The organism is Mesorhizobium sp. Cs1299R1N3, from assembly GCF_037179625.1.
Taxonomy (GTDB): domain Bacteria; phylum Pseudomonadota; class Alphaproteobacteria; order Rhizobiales; family Rhizobiaceae; genus Mesorhizobium; species Mesorhizobium salmacidum.
This window is the reverse complement of record NZ_JAPYKQ010000001.1, coordinates 578,360-600,328: the sequence shown is the minus strand read 5'-3', so window position 1 is coordinate 600,328 and position 21,969 is coordinate 578,360. Positions and strand designations below refer to the sequence as shown.

General features: G+C 63.7%; 20 protein-coding genes and 1 pseudogene. 15 read left to right on the top strand and 6 right to left on the bottom strand.

The window, feature by feature from the left end; genetic code table 11:
* Positions 1-16 precede the first annotated feature (16 nt).
* From O7B34_RS02785 to O7B34_RS02775, 3 genes are read right to left on the bottom strand one after another with little or no spacing between them, the layout of a single operon-like run.
* Complete coding sequence (locus O7B34_RS02785) at positions 17-3,118, bottom strand: efflux RND transporter permease subunit (protein WP_337144770.1); 3,102 nt, start codon at positions 3,116-3,118, stop codon at positions 17-19.
* Positions 3,115-4,185: an efflux RND transporter periplasmic adaptor subunit gene (locus tag O7B34_RS02780; RefSeq protein WP_337144769.1), complete on the bottom strand. Its 1,071-nt coding sequence runs from the start codon at positions 4,183-4,185 to the stop codon at positions 3,115-3,117. Before O7B34_RS02780 ends, O7B34_RS02785 begins: the two co-directional genes overlap by 4 nt.
* On the bottom strand, positions 4,182-5,336 hold the full coding sequence (locus tag O7B34_RS02775; protein WP_442920934.1) for an efflux RND transporter periplasmic adaptor subunit: 1,155 nt from the start codon (positions 5,334-5,336) through the stop codon (positions 4,182-4,184). The genes O7B34_RS02780 and O7B34_RS02775 overlap by 4 nt, the downstream gene beginning before the upstream one ends.
* Before the next feature lie 219 nt (positions 5,337-5,555).
* On the opposite strand from O7B34_RS02775, the gene O7B34_RS02770 reads away from it, so the two are divergent.
* Complete coding sequence (locus O7B34_RS02770) at positions 5,556-6,833, top strand: 4-aminobutyrate--2-oxoglutarate transaminase (protein WP_337139232.1); 1,278 nt, start codon at positions 5,556-5,558, stop codon at positions 6,831-6,833.
* A gap of 55 nt (positions 6,834-6,888) precedes the next feature.
* Here O7B34_RS02770 and O7B34_RS02765 read toward each other — a convergent pair.
* From O7B34_RS02765 to O7B34_RS02755, 3 genes and pseudogenes are all read right to left on the bottom strand, one after another.
* A pseudogene (locus tag O7B34_RS02765) lies at positions 6,889-7,222 on the bottom strand (type II toxin-antitoxin system RelE/ParE family toxin).
* Positions 7,223-7,227: 5 nt separating this feature from the next.
* Positions 7,228-7,458, bottom strand: coding sequence for a ribbon-helix-helix domain-containing protein (locus O7B34_RS02760; protein ID WP_337144767.1), 231 nt, complete (start codon positions 7,456-7,458; stop codon positions 7,228-7,230).
* A gap of 37 nt (positions 7,459-7,495) precedes the next feature.
* Positions 7,496-8,749 (bottom strand): NAD(P)/FAD-dependent oxidoreductase, encoded by a 1,254-nt coding sequence (locus O7B34_RS02755; protein WP_337144766.1) that lies wholly within the window; start codon positions 8,747-8,749, stop codon positions 7,496-7,498.
* Between the two features lie 429 nt (positions 8,750-9,178).
* Here O7B34_RS02755 and O7B34_RS02750 point away from each other — a divergent pair, with 429 nt between their 5' ends.
* From O7B34_RS02750 to O7B34_RS02685, 14 genes are all read left to right on the top strand, one after another.
* Complete coding sequence (locus O7B34_RS02750) at positions 9,179-10,468, top strand: imelysin family protein (RefSeq protein WP_337144765.1); 1,290 nt, start codon at positions 9,179-9,181, stop codon at positions 10,466-10,468.
* A gap of 52 nt (positions 10,469-10,520) precedes the next feature.
* Positions 10,521-10,832, top strand: a complete 312-nt coding sequence (locus O7B34_RS02745) for a (2Fe-2S)-binding protein (RefSeq protein ID WP_140507681.1) — start codon at positions 10,521-10,523, stop codon at positions 10,830-10,832.
* Entirely contained in the window at positions 10,798-11,283 is a 486-nt protein-coding gene (bfr, locus tag O7B34_RS02740; RefSeq protein WP_027142053.1) for a bacterioferritin, read from the top strand. The genes O7B34_RS02745 and bfr overlap by 35 nt, the downstream gene beginning before the upstream one ends.
* A gap of 12 nt (positions 11,284-11,295) precedes the next feature.
* Positions 11,296-12,897, top strand: coding sequence for a di-heme oxidoreductase family protein (locus O7B34_RS02735; RefSeq protein ID WP_337144764.1), 1,602 nt, complete (start codon positions 11,296-11,298; stop codon positions 12,895-12,897).
* Positions 12,897-13,976, top strand: coding sequence for an imelysin family protein (locus tag O7B34_RS02730; RefSeq protein ID WP_337144763.1), 1,080 nt, complete (start codon positions 12,897-12,899; stop codon positions 13,974-13,976). The genes O7B34_RS02735 and O7B34_RS02730 overlap by 1 nt, the downstream gene beginning before the upstream one ends.
* 2 nt (positions 13,977-13,978) lie before the next feature.
* Complete coding sequence (locus tag O7B34_RS02725; protein WP_337144762.1) at positions 13,979-15,085, top strand: DUF1513 domain-containing protein; 1,107 nt, start codon at positions 13,979-13,981, stop codon at positions 15,083-15,085.
* A gap of 107 nt (positions 15,086-15,192) precedes the next feature.
* Positions 15,193-15,870, top strand: coding sequence for a tRNA (adenosine(37)-N6)-threonylcarbamoyltransferase complex dimerization subunit type 1 TsaB (gene tsaB, locus O7B34_RS02720; protein ID WP_337144761.1), 678 nt, complete (start codon positions 15,193-15,195; stop codon positions 15,868-15,870).
* A gap of 82 nt (positions 15,871-15,952) precedes the next feature.
* Positions 15,953-16,447, top strand: a complete 495-nt coding sequence (rimI, locus tag O7B34_RS02715) for a ribosomal protein S18-alanine N-acetyltransferase (protein ID WP_027142048.1) — start codon at positions 15,953-15,955, stop codon at positions 16,445-16,447.
* A gap of 26 nt (positions 16,448-16,473) precedes the next feature.
* Positions 16,474-17,274 carry a lysophospholipid acyltransferase family protein gene (locus O7B34_RS02710; protein ID WP_337144760.1) on the top strand — a complete coding sequence of 267 codons (801 nt, stop codon included), beginning with the start codon at positions 16,474-16,476 and terminating at the stop codon, positions 17,272-17,274.
* Positions 17,275-17,348: 74 nt separating this feature from the next.
* Complete coding sequence (gene miaB / locus O7B34_RS02705) at positions 17,349-18,758, top strand: tRNA (N6-isopentenyl adenosine(37)-C2)-methylthiotransferase MiaB (RefSeq protein WP_337144759.1); 1,410 nt, start codon at positions 17,349-17,351, stop codon at positions 18,756-18,758.
* Positions 18,759-18,841: 83 nt separating this feature from the next.
* On the top strand, positions 18,842-19,834 hold the full coding sequence (locus O7B34_RS02700; RefSeq protein ID WP_027142045.1) for a PhoH family protein: 993 nt from the start codon (positions 18,842-18,844) through the stop codon (positions 19,832-19,834).
* Between the two features lie 17 nt (positions 19,835-19,851).
* Positions 19,852-20,358, top strand: a complete 507-nt coding sequence (ybeY, locus tag O7B34_RS02695; RefSeq protein WP_337144758.1) for an rRNA maturation RNase YbeY — start codon at positions 19,852-19,854, stop codon at positions 20,356-20,358.
* Positions 20,359-20,385: 27 nt separating this feature from the next.
* Positions 20,386-21,480, top strand: coding sequence for a hemolysin family protein (locus O7B34_RS02690; protein WP_337106199.1), 1,095 nt, complete (start codon positions 20,386-20,388; stop codon positions 21,478-21,480).
* 14 nt (positions 21,481-21,494) lie between these two features.
* On the top strand, positions 21,495-21,965 hold the full coding sequence (locus O7B34_RS02685) for a VOC family protein (RefSeq protein WP_337144757.1): 471 nt from the start codon (positions 21,495-21,497) through the stop codon (positions 21,963-21,965).
* Positions 21,966-21,969 lie beyond the last annotated feature (4 nt).

The following is a 21,969-nucleotide window of genomic DNA, read 5'->3' as shown; positions in this document are numbered from 1 at the left end:
AAGTGTATTTCCCGCCTCAGACCGTTCCGCTTTCCGGCAGGACCTCACCCTGTTGCGCTTCGCCTAGCGCCGCGTCTTTCGGCTCCTTGATCCTGAACCACGCCACATAAAGTGCCGGCAGGAACAGCAGCGTGATTGCGGTACCCGCAATGATGCCGCCCATCATCGCGTAGGCCATCGGCCCCCAGAACACTTCGCGGGCGATCGGGATCAGGGCCAGGCTGGCCGCGGCGGCGGTCAGTGCGATCGGCCGCATGCGGTGCTCTGTCGCTTCGATGACGGCGGCCCAGCGATCCCTGCCCTCGGCGACAAGGTCCTCGATCTGCACGATCAGAATGACCGAGTTGCGGATCAGGATGCCGATCAGCGCCAGCACGCCGAGGATGGCGACGAAGCCGAGCGGCGCGCCGCTTGGCACCAGGGCCGCCACAACGCCGATCAGGCCCAGCGGCGCCACCGCCACCACCAGGAACAGGCGCTGGAAACTCTGCAACTGCACCATCAGGATGGTCGCCATGACGAACAGCATCAGCGGCACCACGGCCGCGATTGGTCCCTGGCTCTTGGCGCTTTCCTCGACCGAGCCGGCGGTCTCGACCGAATAGCCAGGCGGCAGCTTGGCGATGAAGGCGTCGACCGACGGCTTCAACTCGTTGACGACGGTCGCCGGCAGTACGTCGCCAACCAAGCCGGCGCGCACCGTGATAGTCGGGATGCGGTCGCGCCGCCAGACGGTGGGCTGCTCCAGATCGTAGCGAAAATTGGCGACCGCGGCGAGGGGGATTGCCTCGCCATTGCCGGTCGGCAGCTGGATGTTCTGCAGCGTCTCGATCGAGCCGCGCTCGGCTTCGCGCGAACGTGCCACGACGTTGATGAGGTATGTCGCGTCACGCACCTGCGTGATCGTCGCGCCGCCCACCGTGCTGTTCAGCGTGCTGGCGATGTCGGACGAGGTGATGCCGAGCTGGCGCGCCTTGTCCTGCAGCACGTCGACCCTCAGCACACGCTGCGGTTCATTCCAGTCGAAGGTCGGTGCTGCGAGCTTCGGATTGGCTGAGATCACGCCGGCGAATTGCTGCGCCAGTTCTCGAACCGTCCGGATGTCAGGGCCGCCGACGCGGTACTGCACAGGCCGTCCAACCGGCGGTCCGAGCTCAAGCGGCTTGACGAAGGCGTCGGTGCCGACAAACTCCGCGCGCAGCAGCTTCTCCAGCGCCGGCTTCACCCGGTTGCGTGCCTCGATGCTCTTGGTGACGATCACCGTCTGGCCGAAATAGGGATTGGCCGGCTGCACGTCATAGGCCAGCACGAAGCGCACCGCGCCCTGACCGATATAGGAGGAAAAGTGGTCGATGTCGGGATTGCCGACCAGCGCCCGCTGTTCGAAGCGCTCCATCTGGTCGCGCGTTTCGGCAATCGAGGAGTTCTGTGGCAGGTTCCAGTCGACGATCAGCTCCGGCCGATCGGAAGGCGGGAAGAACTGCTGCTGGACGAACCCGAAGCCGGCGATCGAGGCAGCGAACAGAAGCACGGTCACGATGATCGTCAGCCAATGCCGGCGCACCGAGCCGACAAGCACGCGCCGGAACAGTGACGTGAAGCGGCCCGGCCGGTCGTGATGCTTGGTCTTCATTGTCGCCGGCAGGATGGTGACGCCGAGCAGCGGCGCGAACAGCACCGCCACGATCCATGACACCAGCAGCGATACGGCGATGACGACGAACAGCGTGAAGGTGTATTCGCCGGCAGCACTCGAGTTGAGCCCGATCGGAATGAAGCCTGCGACCGTCACCAGCGTGCCGGTCAGCATCGGGAAGGCGGTCGAGGTGTAGACATAGGTCGCCGCCTTGCGCAGATTGTCACCAACCTCCAGCCGCGCCACCATCATTTCGACCGCGATCATCGCATCGTCGACCAGCAGTCCGAGCGCGATGATCAGCGCGCCCAGTGAAATGCGCTGCAGCGATATCCCCAGATACTCCATGACCGTGAAGGTGATGGCCAGCACAAGCGGGATCGACAGCGCCACGACGAAGCCGGCGCGCATGCCGAGGCTGATGAACGACACCGCGAGTACGATGGCCACCGCCTCGAACAGCGCATGCGTGAAACCTGAGACCGCCTCCTCGACGATGACAGGCTGGTCGGCGACCAGATGCACGCCGACGCCGACCGGCAAGTCGGCCAGCACCTTGTTCATCTCCTCGTGCAGTGCCTCGCCGAATTTGAGCAGATTGGCATTGGGCTTCATGCCGATGGCAAGCCCGATCGCGTTTTGGCCGTTGAAGCGGAACAAGGCCGTCGGCGGGTCGACGTAACCGCGTGTGATCGTCGCCACGTCGCTCAGCCGGAAGAACCGATCGTTGACGCGCAGATTGATGGCGCGCAGGCTCTCCTCGGAAGTGAATTGGCCGCCGACGCGCACGCTGATGCGCTCCGGCCCGGACTGGATCACGCCGGACGGCGTGATCGCATTCTGCGCCTGCAGGCTGGCGACGATTTGCTGCTGGTTGAGGCCAAGCGCCGCTATCTGGCGCGTCGAGAATTCGAGATAGATGGCCTCGTCCTGCGCGCCGACCAGATCGACCTTGCCGGCATTGGGCACGGTCAGGATTTTTGTCCTGATATCCTCCACATAGTCGCGCAATTGACGTTGTGTCAGCCCGTCTGCGGTGAAGGCATAGATGTTGCCGTAGACATCGCCGAAGCGATCGTTGAAGAACGGGCCCTGCACGCCTTGCGGAAACTGCGCCTTGATGTCGTTGACCATGTTGCGCACCTGAAGCCAGTTCGGCACGACGTCGCGCGCCTTGGTGGTGTCCTTCAGGTTGACGAAGATGACAGTCTGGCCGGCTGTGGTGACTGATTTGGTGTAGTCGAGGCTGTCGAGTTCCTCGAGCTTCTTCTCGATGCGGTCGGTCACCTGCCGCACCGTCTCGTTGACCGATGCGCCCGGCCAGTTGGCCTGGATGATCATCGTCTTGATGGTGAAGGCTGGATCTTCCTCGCGGCCGAGATTGAGATAGGAAAACACGCCGGCCACCACGAAGACCAGCATGAAATACCAGACCAGCGAGCGGTGGTTGAGCGCCCAGTCGGAGAGGTTGAAGCCTTTCATGAGGCCCCTCCCTCGGGCACTTTGACTTTCTGGCCCTCGCTCAGGTTGTGGACGCCCGCCGTGACGACGCGCATCCCGGCCTCGAGCCCTTCGGCCACCGTGAAGGTGCCGCCGGCCTTCGACGCGACCTTGATGTCGCGCATGCTCACGCTCGATGTCTGTGGTTCGACGATCCACACTTTTTCGGAACCATTCTTGTCGAGCAAGGCCGAGATGGGCAGTTCGATCGTTGGTACGACCTTGGTCATGCGGGTCGCCGTTACCGTCGAGCCGAGCCTGAAGGCCTGCGGCGGATCGGTCAGCGTCAGCTTGACGCGGCGCGTTCGGGTCGAGCCCTCGGCCTGGGGCGCGATCTCGCGCAGCTTGGCCTCGGTCTGGATTGTCGGCAGCGACTGCAGGATGACCTGGAACGGCGTGCCGGCCGTTAAGTCGCCGGTCAACTGGTCGGGAATGTCGACGACTGCCTCGCGCGGGTCCGAGCGCGCCACGGTGACGACCGTCTGCCCGGGTGAGACCGTCTGGCCGACCTCGGCACCGACGGCGGTGACGACGCCATCGAAATCCGAGAACAGCCTGGCATAGCCGAGTTGCTCCTGGGATTTGGCCAGCGAAGCCTTGGCCCGCTCGACACTGGCTTCCGCGGCTTTGCGTGCCTGCTGCGCGGCATCGAAGACCGATTGCGACGTATTGGCAGACGTGAGCAACTGGCGCTGGCGCTCCTCGCTGGCGGCGGCATTGGCGAATTGCGCCTCGGCATTGGAGAGTTCGGCCTTGGCCGCCTGGACGGCCAGTTCCAGCGCGGTTGGGTCGAGTGCAGCGATCGTCGCGCCCTTGCTGACGATGTCGCCGACCTTGACGTCGCGCGAGACGACGCGACCGAGCAGGCGGAAGGCAAGATCGGCGCTGACCTGCGGTTCGACCGATCCGGCGAAACCGAAGGTTTGCGTGGTGCGCGGCTCGACCACCACCGACAACACCGGCCGGACGATCTCCGGCGGCTTCTCGTCCGATTTCGAACAGGCGGCAAGCGCGGCAAGGCCAAGCAGGACGGGTAGCAGCCGCTTCATTGCGCCGCTCCCGATATCTCGACCGTCTGGCCGGGGCTGAGCAATTGCCCGCCTGACGTAACGACGCTCTGGCCTTCGTTCAGTCCCTTGGCAATGACGACGGTACCCGAATCGAACGCCAGCACCTCCACCGGCGTCGTCGCGACTGCCTTGGACGCGGGATCGACGATCCAGACCGCCGGTTTGCCGGCGCTGGATGTCAGGGCCTGCCAAGGCAACAGGATCGCCTTCGCCGGCTTGGCGCCGACCGAGCCGATCACGGCTGCCCCGAGCGGCATGCCGGCGGGCGTGTCGGGAATGGCGACCTTGACCCTTATCGAGCCTGAAGCCGGGTCGACCGCCGGCGAGATTTCGCGCACCTTGCCTGTTGCCCTGACCTGCGGGTCGGACAACAGCGTGATCGTCACCGCCGGAGAGGCCGGCGTCCTGGCGACCAGCGTCTCCTGCACATTGAACACCGCGTCGCGGTCGCCATCCTCGGCGACGGTGAAGACGGTCTGCGCCGCCTGCACCACCTGGCCGGTTTCGACCTGCCGGGCGGTGATCACGCCGGCCGCACCGGCCTTGAGTTCGGTGAAGGACAGGTTCTGCTGGGCATTGGTGAGCGCGCTCCGCGCGGCATCGACGCTGCCTTGCGCCACCTTCAGCGTCTGGTCGGCCACGTCATAGTCGCGCCTGGTGGTGAAGCCCTGGGCAAGCAGCGTCTTTTGCCGCTCGAAAGTGGCCGCGGCCTGTGTCAATTGCGCCTGCGCGGCATCGAGATCGGCCTGCGCCGAACGCAGATCGGATTCCTGCTCCTGCGGATCGATGCGGGCAAGCACTGTCCCCTGATCGACATGCTGGCCGACATCGACAAGCCGCTCCGCGACGCGTCCACCAACCCGGAACGAAAGATTGTTCAACGTACGCGCCGCGATCACCCCGGTCAGCGAGGTTCTCGGCGCATAATCGGCCATCGCCACCGTCTCGGTGCGCACCATGACCGGCAGCTTTTTTTCCGCCGCCTCCTGCTTCTGGCAACCGGCGAGCAGCACCAGGGCCGTGCAGGCGAGAATCGAAGCGGCTGGACAAGACAAAGCGGCTGGACAAGACAAAGGGCTGGGAGTTTTGGCGGATCGCGGCGAGATGGACGATGTCGCGTTCCTGCTCATGGTTCCCTCGCTCGCGCGCCGGTCGCTGATCGCGATCCCCTCGCGGATATCGGGAGGATAATCGATCCCGAAGAAAAGGAAACCGGTGTATCGCCGGACTGGTTAAGTCAGGCCCAATCGACCCGGTGACGGTGCCGACTTGAGGAAAGTCTGAAATAAGGCCAGAAGGGGAATTCAACGACATCAAACAGAACGGGCGCCGGCCCGGTGAGGGATATCATGAAGAACTCCGCCATTTCCGAACGCAAGAACCAGTCGATCTCGCGCGGCGTCGGCATGACCACGCAGATCTATGCCGATCGGGCTGAAAATTCGGAAATCTGGGATGTCGAGGGCCGCCGCTATATCGACTTCTCCTCGGGCATCGCCGTCGTCAACACCGGCCACCGCCATCCCAGGGTGATCGAGGCGGTCAAGGCGCAACTCGACCGCTTCACCCACACCTGCCACCAGGTCGTGCCTTATGAAAGCTATGTGCGGCTGGCCGAACGGCTGAACGCCATGCTGCCCGGCAAGTTCGAGAAGAAGACCATCTTCGTCACCACCGGCGCCGAGGCGGTGGAGAATGCCATCAAGATCGCTCGCAACGCCACCGGCCGCCAGGCCGTCATCGCCTTTGGCGGCGGCTTCCACGGCCGCACCTTCATGGGCATGGCGCTGACCGGCAAGGTCGTGCCCTACAAGGTTGGCTTCGGAGCCATGCCGGGCGACGTCTACCACGTGCCGTTCCCCGTGCAACTGCATGGTGTCTCGGTCGCCGATTCGCTGGCCGCGCTCGACAAGCTGTTTAAGGCGGATGTCGATCCGGCCCGCGTCGCCGCGATCATCATCGAGCCGGTTCAGGGCGAGGGCGGCTTCTACGACGCGCCGCGTGAACTGCTGACGGCGCTGCGCAAGCTCTGCGACCAGCACGGCATGCTGCTCATCGCCGATGAAGTGCAGACCGGCTTTGCCCGCACCGGCAAGATGTTCGCCATGGACCACCATGAGGTGGCGGCCGACATCACCACCATGGCCAAGAGCCTCGCCGGCGGCTTCCCGCTGTCGGCGGTCACCGGCCGCGCCGAGATCATGGATGCGCCTGCTCCCGGCGGCCTCGGCGGCACCTACGGCGGCAGCCCGATCGGCGTCGCCGCGGCACATGCGGTTCTGGATGTCATCGAGGACGAAAAGCTCTGCGACCGCGCCAACACGCTGGGTGCGAGGCTGAAGCAGCGTCTGCAGTCGATCCGTGACGACGTGCCCGAGATTGTCGACATCAGGGGTTTGGGCTTCATGAACGCCGTGGAGTTCAACGATGTCAAGAAAGGCCTGCCGTCGGCCGAGATCGCCAACGCGATCCGCCTGAAGGCGCTCGACAAGGGCCTGATCCTGCTGACCTGCGGCGTCTATGGCAACGTCATCCGCTTCCTGGCGCCGATCACCATCCAGGACGAGGTCATGAACGAAGCGCTCGACATTCTGGAAAGCTCGATCCGCGAAGTCTGCGCCGCCTGAAAAGGCGGCGCCTCATTTCTCCTGACGGCTTGCATCAAAGCTGGTGAACGTGCCGTCAGGAGCTCGGATTCTGCAACCAGGCTGGGATGTCCATTTTGGCGTGTAGCACTCGCCACACATCGATATGATCGGCCTGCTCAAGATAGAAGATCAGATATGGGTAGCGCTTGAGTTGCACACTACGAAGACCAGGCAATCCGATTTCGTAGCCATATCTCAAATCTCAAAGAGCCCGATGCCGGATGGTCGGCGATCAGTTTGTAGGCGTTTTGAAGATCGTCGACATAGCCCAACGCTGTATGAGAACCAACTTCGCGCGCATAATAATCAACAGCGTTCTCGATATCTCGCAGAGCAAGGTTTCGAGGAATAATCGCCTTTGCGGCCACCTAATTTATTGGCCTTGGGCTCGTTTTCGCAGCAAGGCGAAATAGTCATCGTCAATGGGAGCGCCCGGCGCGGAAGATGCGCCTTCGAGGAGCAAACCGCGCAGAAGCTGACGATCCTGATCGTGGTGGATCAATTCACGCACATACTCGCTGCTTGTGCCATAGCCGCGGTCCGTCACTTGCTGATCGACAAAATGCTTCAAGCTGTCCGGCAGCGAGATATTCATGGTGCTCATTCGGGCATTTTATTGCCTATGACAAAACTTGGAAATCCTACGCACGGGCCTTGGCTGGCTCCATGTTCTGGAATGCCGCCAGTGCCGCCTTCAGCCCGTCCGGGCCTGCGGCCACCATCTGCGGCGTCGGCGAAAAACCGGCGCCGAGCATCTTGCGGCCAAGCATGTGGTCGCCAGGGCGGTTGACGGATTCGATGCCGAGCAGGCGGTCGCCGGCATAGTGGTAGATCGAGAATTTGTTGTCGGGCAGGTCGCCCAGAACGACATGGTTGTCGCCGCCGGCGGTCAGGCCGACCATCTGCAATTTAATGTCGCCAATGTCGGACCAGAACCATGGCACCGCCGAGTAGGCGTCGGTGTGACCGGCAATTGTCCGGGCGGCAAGTCGCGCCTGGTCGGTGGCGTTCTGCACCGATTCCAGCCGCACGTCGCCGCCGGTGAACCAGTGCTGGTAGGAGGCGGCGTCGCCGATGGCCAGAATCTCCGGCACCGAGCTGCGCATCTGGTGATCGACGCGAATGCCGTTGGCGACATGAAGGCCCGCGGCTTGCGCCAGTTCGACATTCGGCACGGCGCCGATGCCGACCACGACCATGCGCGCCGGCAGCCTTTCGCCTGACGAGGTGATCGCGGCCGTGACATGGCCGTTTTCGCCTTCGAGCCTTGAAATCGAGGTTCCGGTGAGGATGCGCACGCCTGTCGCTTCCAGCCTTTGCCGGACATGGCTCGCCACCATCGGCGCCACGGCGCGTCCGAGCAGCCGGTCGACGGCTTCGACGACCGTCACGGTGCGGCCGGCCGCCCGCAGCGTCGCGGCGATCTCCAGCCCGATGAAGCCGCCGCCGAGGATAACGACGTCTTCGCTCCGCGCGCTCAACTCCCGGATCAGCCGCGCATCGGCCAGCGAGCGCAGCGACACCACGCCGGATAGATCCGCGCCGGGCAGCGGCAGGGCGCGCGGGCGCGATCCGGTCGCCAGGATCAGATGGTCGAAGGCAAGTGCGCCGCCGCCGGCAATGTCGAGACTATGGCGGCCGGCATCGATGCGCTCGATCCGCATCCCCGGCCGGTAGTCGATGGCGCTACCGGTGTAGAACGTCTCGCCCCGAAGCGGTTGAGGCTTGGCCTCGGCATCCTTGATGAAGGTCTTCGACAGCGGCGGCTTGTGGTAGGGCAGTTCGTTCTCGTCGCCGACCAGGATCACCGGCCCGTCATAGCCATCCTCGCGCAGGCTGGCGGCCGCCTGCACGCCCGCATGACCCGCACCGACAATGACCACGCCGTTCTTCATCGCATTCCGATCCCGCTCGATCCTAGGACGTCTCGCCAAGTGGCGATTGTCTGGCGCCGCCGCAAGGGAGGTTTGCGGGTCGCACCCGGGACGGCGGCTGTCAATCGTACAGTTCGGTGCAAATGCCCGCGCAACGGCGCATAAAGTTGACTATTGCAGTTTAGAATAATTCTAAACTATTGTTTCGATTGGGTTTTCCAGCAATTCCCATTGACTTTCATCGGACTCGAAGCTTTAAGGAGGCTCGCGCATTGGCGCATCCCTTTGATGTCTGGGCCTTGAACCCGTTCGATTGGAGGCATTTTGGTGTCTGTCTTCCCCGAGCCGCGCGATCACGCGGCATGTCTTGCGCCCAATGGCATGAATGTGGCCTGGCGCGGGTTGGCGCGCGCGCCGCTTAGAAAATTTCCGAGGAACTGGAGAGCGATAATGACAGCACGATATGGCGGCAGGCTGGCGGCGATCGGCGCCACGGCGCTGCTGACGGCAGCGGTATTCGTGCTGCCTGCCAGGGCGGAAACCGACGCGAAGGCGGTCATCAAGACTTACGCGGATATCGGGCTTGCCAAATATGAGGATTCGCTGACCACGGCGCAGGCGCTCGACAAGGCGGTCGACGCACTGCTTGCCAACCCGTCGGCGGAAACGCTCCATGCTGCCCGCGACGCCTGGAAGGCGGCGCGCGTGCCCTACCAGCAGACCGAGGTCTACCGCTTCGGCAACAAGATTGTCGATGACTGGGAAGGTGAGGTGAATTCCTGGCCGCTGGACGAAGGCCTGATCGACTATGTCGCCAAGAGCTACGGCACCGAGTCCGATGCGAATTCGCTCTATACCGCCAATGTGATCGCCAACAAGGAGATCGAGATCAACGGCAAGAAGGTCGATGCGTCGAAGCTTTCGCCGGAATTCCTGTCCGGCACGCTGCAGCAGGCCGGCGGCGTCGAAGCCAATGTCGCCACCGGCTATCACGCGATCGAATTCCTGCTCTGGGGCCAGGACCTGCACGGCACCGGCCCGGGCGCCGGCGAGCGCCCCTACACCGACTACGATCTCAAGAACTGCACCGGCGGCAATTGCGACCGCCGCGCAGAGTACCTGAAGTCGGCGACTGGCCTTCTGGTCTCCGACCTGCAGAAGATGGTCGACGACTGGAAGGAAGACGGCGCCGCGCGCAAGAACCTGCTCGATGGCGAGCCGAACACCGCCATTTCGGTGATCTTCACGGGCATGGGCTCGCTCTCCTACGGCGAACTGGCGGGCGAACGCATGAAGCTCGGCCTGTTGCTGCATGACCCGGAAGAGGAGCATGACTGCTTCTCCGACAACACCTACAATTCCCATCTCTATGATGCCGTCGGCATCCGCGCTGCTTACCATGCCAGCTATACCAGGCTTGATGGCACCGTCGTTTCAGGTCCCTCGGTGTCCGATATGGTCAAGGTCGCCGATCCGGCGATCGACAAGGAATTGACTGATAAACTCGATGTCACCGTCGCCAGGATGGAGGCGATCAAGGCGCGCGCCGAGGCCGGCGAGGCCTATAACCAGCAGATCGCCGAAGGCAATACGGCGGGCAATGCCACCGTTCAGGCGGCGATCGACGCGTTGATCGACCAGACCAAGTCGATCGAGCGCGCGGTCGGTTCGTTGAAGTTGAACGCCATTGCCTTCGAAGGTTCCGACAGCCTCGACGCACCCGACAAGGTGTTCAAGTAGGCCTACCCAAGCCAAACGGCGCCGCACCGGCGCCGTCAGCCAGAGCGACGAAATGCTGATCTGCCATTGCAACATCATCACCGAGAAGGAGATCGAGCAGACGATCATCGGCCTGCTGGATCAGGATCCCTGGCAGCTCATCGTGCCGGCGAAAGTCTATCACGCCATGCACAAACGGGGTCGGTGTTGCGGCTGCTTCCCAAATGTGGTCGAAACGATCATTCGGGTCACCGAGAACTACCACGCCCGCTCGCAGGCGAGCGGCGTGGACATCGTTTCACATCTGGATCGCGTCAGAGGCCTGCGCGTCCAATACGGGAGCAGAACCCATGAAAGGCGAACCACAGGTCATCGAGCGGCTTAACGAGGCTCTTTTTCTGGAACTCGGCGCCGTCAACCAATATTGGGTGCATTTCCGTCTGCTCGAGGATTGGGGATACGCCAAGCTGGCCAAGAAGGAGCGTGCGGAATCGATCGAGGAGATGCACCACGCCGACAAGCTCGTGGCCCGCATCATCTTCCTTGAAGGCCATCCCAACCTGCAGTCCGTGGCGCCGCTGCGCATCGGCCAGAACGTCAAGGAAGTGCTCGAATCCGATCTTGCCGGTGAATATGACGCGCGCACTGCCTACAAGCGCTCGCGCGAAATCTGCGATGAAGCGGGCGACTACGTATCGATGAAACTGTTCGAGGAACTGCTGACCGACGAAGAAGGCCACATCGACTTCCTCGAGACGCAGCTCGACCTCCTGGCCTCGATCGGCGAGGAGAAGTACGGCCAGCTCAACGCCGCATCGGCGGACGAGGCGGACTAAGGATATGCGGGAATGCGGCGCCTCTTAGACGTCCTGCGCCGCTTGCGGCGGGCCAAGGGCCCGCTGCGCCTTCGGAAAACGCCAGCCATACCGGCTGGTCGGCATGGCCTTATTCTCGTGCTGGCGCTGACATCCTCCGCGATCGCCGGCGACTTTCAACCGGCTGGCCTCGCCACCACGCGCACCGATCTCACTGCCAAGGATCAGGCGCGCGTCACCGCCGTCAGCAGGCCGACCAAGGACTTCTCCAAACCCGAGCCTTTCGAACTGATGCAAGGTGGCGCCGGCACCTCGCGGAAGGACGTCAGCCGTGATTCCTTCTCGCAATCCTCGGCCAACATCAGCTTCGAGGAAGAAGGCACCTTCAAGCTCGGCAACGCGCTTTTCCGCAAGAACTGGGTGTCGTCGCCATCCTCGACGCAGGCCTCGGATGGGCTTGGGCCCCTGTTCAACGAACGCGCCTGCCAGAACTGCCACCTGAAGGATGGCCGCGGCCGGCCGCCGCAAGGCGATGCCGGCACCACCTCGATGTTCCTGCGGCTGGCGCGTGACGCACGCAGCGCGGAAGAGAAGGCGGCGCTCGCCGACCATAGGCTGCTCAATCTCCCGGACCCGGTCTATGGCACGCAGTTGCAGGAACTGGCCGTGCCTGGCCTCAAGGGTGAAGGCAGGATGCGTGTCGACTATAAGGAACGTAAGGTGGAACTGACGGACGGCACCGTCATTTCCCTGCGCAAACCCACCTACGCGGTCGACGATCTTGCCTATGGACCGCTCGATCCGCGCACCACGCTGTCGCCGCGCCTGACGCCGCCGATGATCGGCCTTGGCCTGATCGAACAGATTGCGCCGGCCGACATTCTGGCCCATGCCGACCCGGACGACAGGGACGGCGATGGCATCTCCGGCAAGCCGAACATCGTGCGTGATGGCCCGAGCGGCGAGCTGACGCTTGGCCGTTTCGGCTGGAAGGCGCAGGCGGCGTCGATCCGCCAGCAGGCCGCGGATGCCTTTGCCGGCGATATCGGCATCTCGACGCCGGAAGAGCCGAAACACTCGGGTGATTGCACCGCCGCGCAGGAAAAATGCCTCGCAATGCCAAACGGCGTGCAGGCGCGCCTCGGCCCGGCCGAGGCGCCGGCGCCGGTAATGGATCTCGTCACCTTCTATTCACAGAACCTGGCTGTGCCGGCGCGGCGCGGCCTCGCTTCGCCTGATGTGCTCGCCGGCAAGAAGGTCTTTTACGAAATCGGCTGCGTCGCCTGTCACACGCCGAAATTCGTCACCCGTCGCGATGCGCCTGACAAGGCGCAGGCGTTCCAGTTGATCTGGCCTTATTCCGATTTCCTGCTGCACGACATGGGGCCGGATCTTGCCGATGGCCAGGCCGTGGGCGAGGCGACCGGCAATGAGTGGCGCACCCCGCCGCTATGGGGCATCGGCCTCACCGAAACGGTCAACGGCAATTCCTTCTATCTGCACGATGGCCGTGCGCGCTCTTTGGTCGAGGCTATCCTGTGGCATGGTGGCGAGGCGCAGAAGGCGCGCGACCGCTTTGCCGCCACCGGCGCCATCGAGCGCGATGCATTGGTCAAATTCCTGGAGTCACTTTGATGCCGAAGCGTTTCGCGCTGGTCCTCGTTCTCCCATTGACCCTGCTGGGGGCCTTGCCCGCATCGGCCGCGATGAAAGCCTCTGACGTCATCCAGCGCGCGATCGACGGCTTTATCCGACCGGCCTATGAGGACCTGCACCAGCATACGGAAGCCCTCGTGAAAGCGATGCACAAGCTCTGCGAGGCGCCGTCGCAAGGGGAGCTTGATGCGGCGCGGGCCGAATTTTCGGCCACCATCCATGCCTGGTCATCGGCCGAGATCATCGGTTTTGGGCCGATCAAGGAGAACAACAGGCTGGAGCGCATGCTGTTCTGGCCGGACCGCAAGAGCATCGGTCTGAAACAGGTTCAGGCGGCGTTGTCGGACAAGGATCCAGCCGCCACCGACCCTGTCCAGCTTGCCGGCAAGAGCGTTGCCATGCAGGGACTCGGCGCGCTGGAATTCGTGCTTCACGGCGACGGCGCCGATGTCTTGACGGGCAAGGACGAACCCTATCGCTGCGCCTATGGCGAGGCTATTGCCGGCAATATCGAGACCATCGCAGCGGAGGTCAGCGCGGCCTGGAACAAACCGGACGGTTTCGCCGCACTCTGGGCCAATCCGGGGCCGCAAAATGCGCTCTATCGTGATGGCAACGAGGCGGTCACCGAACTGGTCGGCGTCTTCATCAACGAGCTGGAAATGGTCCGCGATGTGCGCCTGAAGGGTTTTCTGGGCGCCGGACCCAACGCCGACAAGCCAAAACAAGCGATCTACTGGCGTTCACAAAACACCACCAAAGCGCTGGCTGGAAATCTGGCCGGCGTCGATGCGCTGTTCCAGGTGTCGAAGCTTGGCGACGCGCTGCCGCCGGATGCGCATTGGATGGCGGACTCGATCCACATCCAACTGGTCAACGGCGTGGCGACCGCCAAGGCCGTCCAGGGCCCGATCGACAAGGCGCTCGCCGATCCGGCGCTACGCGAAAAACTCGAGCATTTCGCCCTGATCACCTCCAGCCTGTCGACCTTGATCGGCACCAGACTGACCGCCGAATTCGGCCTGACCGCCGGCTTCTCGTCGCTGGATGGGGACTGAGCATGAAGAGATTGCTCATCGACCGCCGCGATTTCTTGAGGGCCGCCGGCATCGGCTTCGCCGCCGCCGTGACGCCCTCCGTCTGGGCAAACACGCTTGCTGCTGACGCGGTCTTCGCCACCGCCTTCGTCAAGCGCGACGGCAGTTTTGGCGCTGCCGTTCTATCCGAGGCCGGCAAGCTTCTGCATGCGATCGACTTGCCCGATCGCGGCCATGACGTCACCTTCGATCCCATATCGAAGCGTTCGGTGGTCTTCGCCCGCCAGCCCGGCACCTTCGCCGTCGTTTTCGACCACACGGGGCGCGACGCTCCGCAAACCATCGCCAGCATCACCGGCCGGCACTTCTTCGGTCACGGCGTGTTCTCGCCCGACGGCGCTCTGCTCTACGCCACCGAGAACGATTTCGACAACGCGGCCGGCGTGGTCGGCGTCTACGATGCGCGGGCGAAATTCAGTCGCATCGGCGAATTCCCGACCTACGGCATGGGTCCGCACGAACTTCTGCTGCTGGGCGACGGCAAGACGATCGCGGTCGCCAATGGCGGCATCGAGACCCATCCCGACTATGGCCGCGCCGAGCTTAACATTGCGACGATGAAACCCTCCTATGTCCTTGTCGACCGCGTCACCGGCGACCTGGTCGAAAAGCACGAATTACCGGCTGCACTGCACCAATTGTCGATCCGCCACATGGATACCGACCAGACCGGCGCCGTCTGGTTCGGTTGCCAGTACCGGGGCCCCGGCACCGATCGTCCGCTGCTGGTTGGGCGGGCGGCGCGGGGCAAGGAGTTGGCTTTGCTCGACATGCCGCAGGACGTGCTGTCCGGTTTCCGCAACTATATCGGCTCGGTCGCCACCAATCCTGTTGCCGGTACCGTCGCCGTCTCCTCGCCGGAAGGTAATTCGCTGGTCGTGATTGATGCGGGCAGCGGCCGGGTCGTCTCCTCCAGCGCGCTGGTAGAGGTCTGCGGCGTGGCGCCCGACGGGGCCGGCTTCATGGCCACCACGGGTGCCGGCGAGATCATCGAGGGCAATGGTGGGACGCGGTCGGAACCGGCCTATGTCTGGGACAATCACATGCTGCGCATAGAGCAGGCGGCATAAGCCGTTCTGCCAGGCCAAACCGAAGCCGCTTAACAAATTGTGCACTATACCCTTGCGGTTGCGCGCTATGGCGGGCACAGGGAATTGTTTCTCGAACCGGTCGTTTCATGAAAGTTCTCGCCATCGACTGTGCCGCCAGCCTCTGCGCCGCCTGCGTCTACGACGCGGCGGTCGGGCGGGAGCTCGGCCGTTCGGTGCTCGATCTGGGCAAAGGCCATGCCGAGCACCTGATGGCCGTCATCGCCGAAGCGTTGAAGGCCGGTGCGACCGACTACGCCGGCCTTGGCGCCATTGCCGTTTCCGTTGGCCCCGGCTCCTTCACCGGCCTGCGCGTCGGTGTGTCGACCGCGCGCGGCCTGGCGCTGGCGCTCAAGGTGCCGGCAATCGGGGTGACGACCGTCGAGGCGCTGGCCGCCGAGGCGGCCACCGCATTTCCAGGCCGTGCCGTGCTGGCGGCGCTCGATGCCGGACGCGAGGAAATCCATGCCGCACTCTATGATGAAATGTCAGTTTTGACTTACGGTCCGGCGGTGGCCACGCTTGCGAACGCGGTAGCCATGGCGTCGGAGCATTCCGCGGTGCTCGCCGGTACGGCAGCGACGCTGATCGCTGAAGCGGCCGGCCGCACCTTCGACATCGGGCCTCGGACAGCAACCGCCGACATCCTCACCTACGCCCGGCTGGCTGCCGCAAAGGGACAGGGCGAAAGGCCGAAGCCGCTTTATCTGCGCGGTGCCGATGCCAAGCCACAGGCCGGATTTATACTTTCGAGGCAAAGACCATGATCCCGAAAAGTGGAAGCCGGTTTTCGCGGACAAACGGTCCCGTTTGTCCACAGATCATGGTCAGGCGAGAAAACGAGAATTGATGCGTATACCCTTTCTTCAATCGCGTCGCCGGGACTACGCGCTCGAGCCGCTCAGGGTCACCGACAGCCCCGCTGTCTCGGTGCTGCACCGCGAGGACTTTGTCCGCCCATGGACCGACGGTGAGTTCGCTGCCTTGCTCGAACAGGACACCGTCTTTGGCTATGCCGCGCGCGAAACCGGGCAGGGCGACAAGCCGCCTGTTGGCTTCGTACTCGCCCGGCTGGCCGCGGGCGAGGGTGAAATCCTGACCGTCGCGGTGGCGCGATCGCATCGCCGCCAGGGCCTGGGCTGGCAGTTGATGGACGCGGTGCTGCGCGAACTGCATTCGCAGCGTGCCGAAGCCCTGTTCCTCGAGGTCGATGAGACCAATGCCGCCGCGATCGCCCTCTATCGTCGGCTGGGTTTTCGGGAAGTCGGCAAGCGCCCGGATTACTACAAGTCGCCTGATCGCGGGCCGACCGGCGCGCTTGTCATGCGCCGCGATCTTCGCTAGCGAGGGATCGGGTAGGGCCAGGACATATGATCGGAAAAATCAGGATTTTCCTGGCGCTGGGCCTTGTCGTCGCCGGGTCGCTGGTTCTCGTGCCGCTGCAGATCCTGTCGATGAAGACGGGCTGGTGGCCGGAAGCCTTCGTCCTCAAGATCTGGCACAGGCTGATCATCCGGGCGCTCGGCATGCGCGTTCATGTCAGGGGAACGCTGTCGGCCAAGCGGCCCTTGCTGGTGGCCTCCAACCACATTTCCTGGACCGACATCATGGTGCTGGGCTCTTTTGCCGATGTGAAGTTCATCGCCAGGGCCGACATGGAAGGCTGGCCGCTGATCGGCATGCTGTCGAAGCTGCAGCGCACCGTCTTCATCGAGCGCGAGCGCAAGCGCTCCTCGGGCGACCAGGCCAGCGAGATCGCCAATCGCATGGCCAAGGGCGATGCCATGGTGCTGTTCGCGGAGGGGTCGACTGGTGACGGCAATGTCGTCCTGCCCTTCAAGAGCACCCTGTTCGGCGCCGCCTCGATGGCGATCTCGGAAGGTGCCGCGCAGGAAGTATTCATCCAGCCGGTGGCGATCGCCTACACGCGGCTGCACGGCGTGCCGCTTGGCCGCCGCCACCGCCCGATCGCCGCCTGGATCGGCGACGAAGACCTGATGCCGCATCTCAAGGTGCTGATGGCCGAGGGCGCCCTCGACGTGGAGGTGCATTTTGGCGAACCGATCGCCTTTGCCAAGGGTTCCAACCGCAAGGAAACGGCCAAGCTGATGGAAGGCCGGGTGCGCGAGATGATGCAGGCGGCCCTCGCCGATCCGCTCCCGAGCCGTTAGCCGCTGGCATGCGCCGGCTGACGCATGCCAGAATCGTCTGTTTTTTGTCACGGAAAGGCGTTAGAAGCCGCCGGATGGACTTGAACACGATTGAAAGCGACGACATCGGCACCGTGGCCGGACAGCCGGCGGTGCGCACCACGGCAGCGAAGAAGGTCTTCATCAAGACCTATGGCTGCCAGATGAACGTCTATGATTCGCAGCGCATGACCGATGCGCTGGTCGCCGACGGCTATGCCGCGACCGATGCCATCGGCGAGGCCGATCTGGTGCTGCTCAATACCTGCCATATCAGGGAAAAAGCCGCCGAAAAGGTCTATTCGGAACTTGGCCGCATCCGTGACATGAAGGCCGAGCGCGCCAGCGCCGGCCGCGAGATGCTGATCGGCGTCGCCGGCTGCGTGGCGCAGGCCGAGGGCGCCGAGATCATCCGCCGGTCGCCGGCCGTCGACCTGGTCATCGGGCCGCAGACCTATCACCGTCTGCCCGACGTGCTGGCGAGAGTGCGCGGCGGCGAGAAGATCGTCGAGACCGAATACGCCATCGAGGACAAATTCGAGCATCTGCCGCAGCCTAAGCGTGCCGAGGTGATCAAGCGCGGCGTCACCGCCTTCCTCACCGTCCAGGAAGGCTGCGACAAGTTCTGCACCTTCTGCGTCGTGCCTTATACCAGAGGTTCGGAAGTGTCGCGGCCGGTGGCGCAGATCGTCGCTGAGGCCGAGCGCCTGGCCGAGGCCGGGGTGCGCGAGGTGACGCTGCTTGGCCAGAACGTCAACGCCTGGCATGGCGAGGGCGAGAACGGTCAGGAATGGGGTCTAGGCCGCCTGCTGTTCCGGCTGGCCGGAATTCCCGGCCTGGCGCGGCTGCGCTATACCACCAGCCATCCGCGCGACATGGACGACGAACTGATCGCGGCGCACCGGGACCTGCCGTCGCTGATGCCCTATCTGCATCTGCCGGTGCAATCCGGCTCGGATCGCATTCTGAAGACGATGAACCGCAGGCATACTGCGCGGGACTATCTGGCGCTGCTCGACCGCATCCGTGCTGCCCGCCCCGATATCGCGCTGTCGGGCGACTTCATCGTCGGTTTCCCCGGCGAGACGGAAACCGATTTCGAGGCGACCATGGAACTGGTGCGCCAGGTGAACTACGCCTCGGCCTTCTCGTTCAAATATTCGCCGCGTCCCGGCACGCCGGGCGCCGACATGCCCGACCACGTGCCGGAAGCGGTCAAGGATGAGCGCCTGCAGCGCCTGCAGGCACTGCTGTTGAAACAACAGCAGGATTTCGGCTTGAGTTTGGTCGGCAGCACCATAGATACATTGATCGAGAAGCCCGGCCGCCAGGCCGGCCAGAAGGTTGGTCGCTCGCCTTGGCTGCAGCCGGTTATTGTTGATGAAATGGCCGGCGAAATCGGTGACATTATCAAGGTGCGAATCACGAAGACGGGCTACAACAGCCTGTTCGCCGAATTGGCCTGAGGGTCTCGGCAGATGAGGAGAGACGGTTGAGCGCAGCGGAGCTGAAGAATCTGCCCCCGGTACCGGCATCCGGGGCTTCTGACATGGCGCACATCGTTCTGACTTTCGACAACAACAAGCTTGCCAGCGCCCTTTACGGCCAGTTCGATGAAAACCTCGCCCGGCTGGAGCAGAAGCTCGGCGTCGACATCCGCTCGCGCGGCAACCAGTTGACCATCAAGGGGTCCGCTTCTGCCGCCGAACAGGCGCGCCGCGCCTTGGACAATCTCTACGGCATCCTGCAGAAGGGCGTCGATATCGGCCAGTCCGATGTCGACGGTGCCGTTCGCATGGCTGTCGCCGCCGATGATCAGCTCACGCTGCCGACATTGGAGCGCAAGGGCAAGGTCTCCGCCGCCCAGATCGCTACCCGCAAGAAGACCATCTATGCCCGCTCGCTGAACCAGGACGCCTATATGCGGGCGCTGGAGCGGTCCGAGCTGGTGTTCGGCATCGGTCCGGCCGGCACCGGCAAGACCTATCTGGCGGTGGCGCATGCGGCGATGCTGCTCGAGCGCGGTATGGTCGAACGCATCATTTTGTCGCGACCGGCCGTCGAGGCCGGCGAACGGCTGGGCTTCCTGCCGGGCGACATGAAGGAGAAGGTCGATCCGTATCTGCGCCCGCTCTATGACGCGCTCTACGACATGATGCCGGCCGACAAGGTCGAGCGTGCGATTGCCGCCGAAGTGATCGAAATCGCGCCGCTTGCCTTCATGCGCGGCCGTACGCTGGCGCATGCCGCCGTCATTCTCGACGAGGCGCAGAACACCACGCCGATGCAGATGAAGATGTTTCTCACCCGTCTCGGCGAGAACTCGCGCATGATCGTCACCGGCGATCCCACCCAGATCGATCTTCCCCCGAGCACCAAATCAGGCCTGGTCGAAGCCTTGCGTGTGCTCGACGGCGTGGCAGGCGCGGTAACCGTGCGCTTCAACGACGTCGACGTCGTTCGCCATCCGCTGGTGGCCGAAATCGTCAGGGCCTATGACCGGGACACCAAGCTGGCGCGTGGCCTTGGCGCCGAGAATTGATGTGACGATGCGGCCTCATGCCTGAGGACAGCACATCCGGCGGCGGGAGCTTTCCGGTTCCCGTCGAGATCGATATATCGATTGAGGCGGGCAACTGGCCCGATGAAGCAAGCCTGACGCGGCTGGTCGATCGCGCGGTTCACGCCGCCTTCGCCGAGACCGGTGTGACGGGTCGTTCCGAACTCAGCATTGTTTTTTCCGACGATGCCCATGTCCGTACCTTGAATGCGGACTGGCGCGGCAAGGACAAGCCCACCAACGTCTTGTCTTTCCCGGCTTTTCCGCATGTGAAGGGTGGTCCGCTGCCGCCGATGCTCGGCGACATCGTGCTTGCCGCCGAAACCGTGGCGCGCGAGGCGGCACTGGAAGACAAGCCGCTGGAGAACCATATCTGCCATCTCGTCATCCATGGCCTGCTGCATCTCATGGGTCATGATCACGAGACCGACGCCGAGGCCGAGGAGATGGAAGCCATCGAGCGCGCCGCGCTTGCAAGGCTTGCCATTCCCGATCCCTACGCGTAACTAAAAAGATCAATTGACCGGACGACGATGAACGACAAACCAGAGACTGCCGCCCGCCCCGATGCCGGCAGTGCGATCAAGGCTTCCGATACGTCGGAAGAGGGATCAAGTCCCAGTACCGTTACCGCTGGTGTTGCCAACACCGGCAGCGCCGCCATCGGCCCGTCGCCTGCCGGTCCCTCCCTGTTCAACCGCGTGCTGGGCCTGTTCCGGCAACGCAACGGCACCAGCCTGCGCGAGGAGATCGCCGGCGCGCTCGCCGAAACGACAAGCGATGTCGAATCCTTCTCGCCTGGCGAACGTGCCATGCTCAACAACATCCTGCGCCTGCGCGAAGTGCGCGTCGAGGACGTCATGGTACCGCGCGCCGATATCGAGGCGGTCGAGATCGCCACGACGCTTGGTGACTTGCTTGGCATGTTCGAGCAATCCGGCCATTCCCGCATGCCGGTCTATTCCGAGACGCTCGACGACCCGCGCGGCATGGTCCATATCCGCGACGTGCTGGCCCATATCACTAAGATTGCGCGCGTCAGGAAGGGCCGCACGACCCGTAAAACGCCCGTCGCCACGGTTCTCGATCTTGCCCAGGTCGACCTCGCGCGCACCATCGGGGAGCTCAACCTGATCCGCCAGGTCCTGTTCGTGCCGCCGTCGATGCTTGCTTCCGACCTGATGGGCCGCATGCAGACGACGCGCACGCAAATGGCCCTGGTCATCGATGAATATGGCGGCACGGACGGCCTCGTCTCGCTCGAGGACATCGTCGAGATGGTGGTCGGCGACATCGAGGACGAGCACGACGACGACGAGCCGATGATCACCCAGACCGGTGACGGCGTGTTCATCGTCGACGGCAAGGCCGAGATCGACGAGGTCGCCAAGATGATCGGCGAGGATTTCGCCGCGGGTGAACATGGCGAATATGTCGACACCATTGGCGGCATGATCTTCAACACGCTCGGCCGCGTGCCGGCGCGCGGCGAGGTGGTGCAGGCCATTCCCGGCTTCGAGTTCCATGTGCTCGACGCCGATCCGCGCCGCGTCAAGCGTGTCCGCATCGTGCAGAGCCAGAAGGGCGAGCGCCGCCGGCGCGCCACGGCGCGCACCGAACAGGCCTGAAAAGCTGCCGCGCCATGACGGTCGAGGATCCGTTCAAGCATCCGGTCCTCGGTTCTGGCGTATTCTACCGCGACCCGCGTGCGGCGCTGGATTGGCTCGAAGCGGCCTTCGGCTTCGAGCGCAGCATGGTGGTCGGCGATGCCGATGGAAAACTGGTCCATGCCGAGATGCGGTTCGGGGATGGCTACATCATCGTCGATTCCGAATGGGCCGATCACGTCGCGAGCCCCGCATCGGTCGGCGGCAAGAACACGCAGTCGGTCTATATCAGGCTGAGAGACGGCCTGGATGCACATTGCGAGCAGGCCCGCGCGGCCGGTGCTGCCATAATCCAGGAGCCGGCGGACCAGTTCTACGGCGAACGCCAGTATCGGGCGCGCGATCCTGAAGGCCATATCTGGACGTTCACGCAACCAATCCGTTCTGTTTCCCGTGAAGAGGCCGAGCGGTTGGGTGGCTTGCGCATCGAAGGCTGGCACCGGTAGAGCG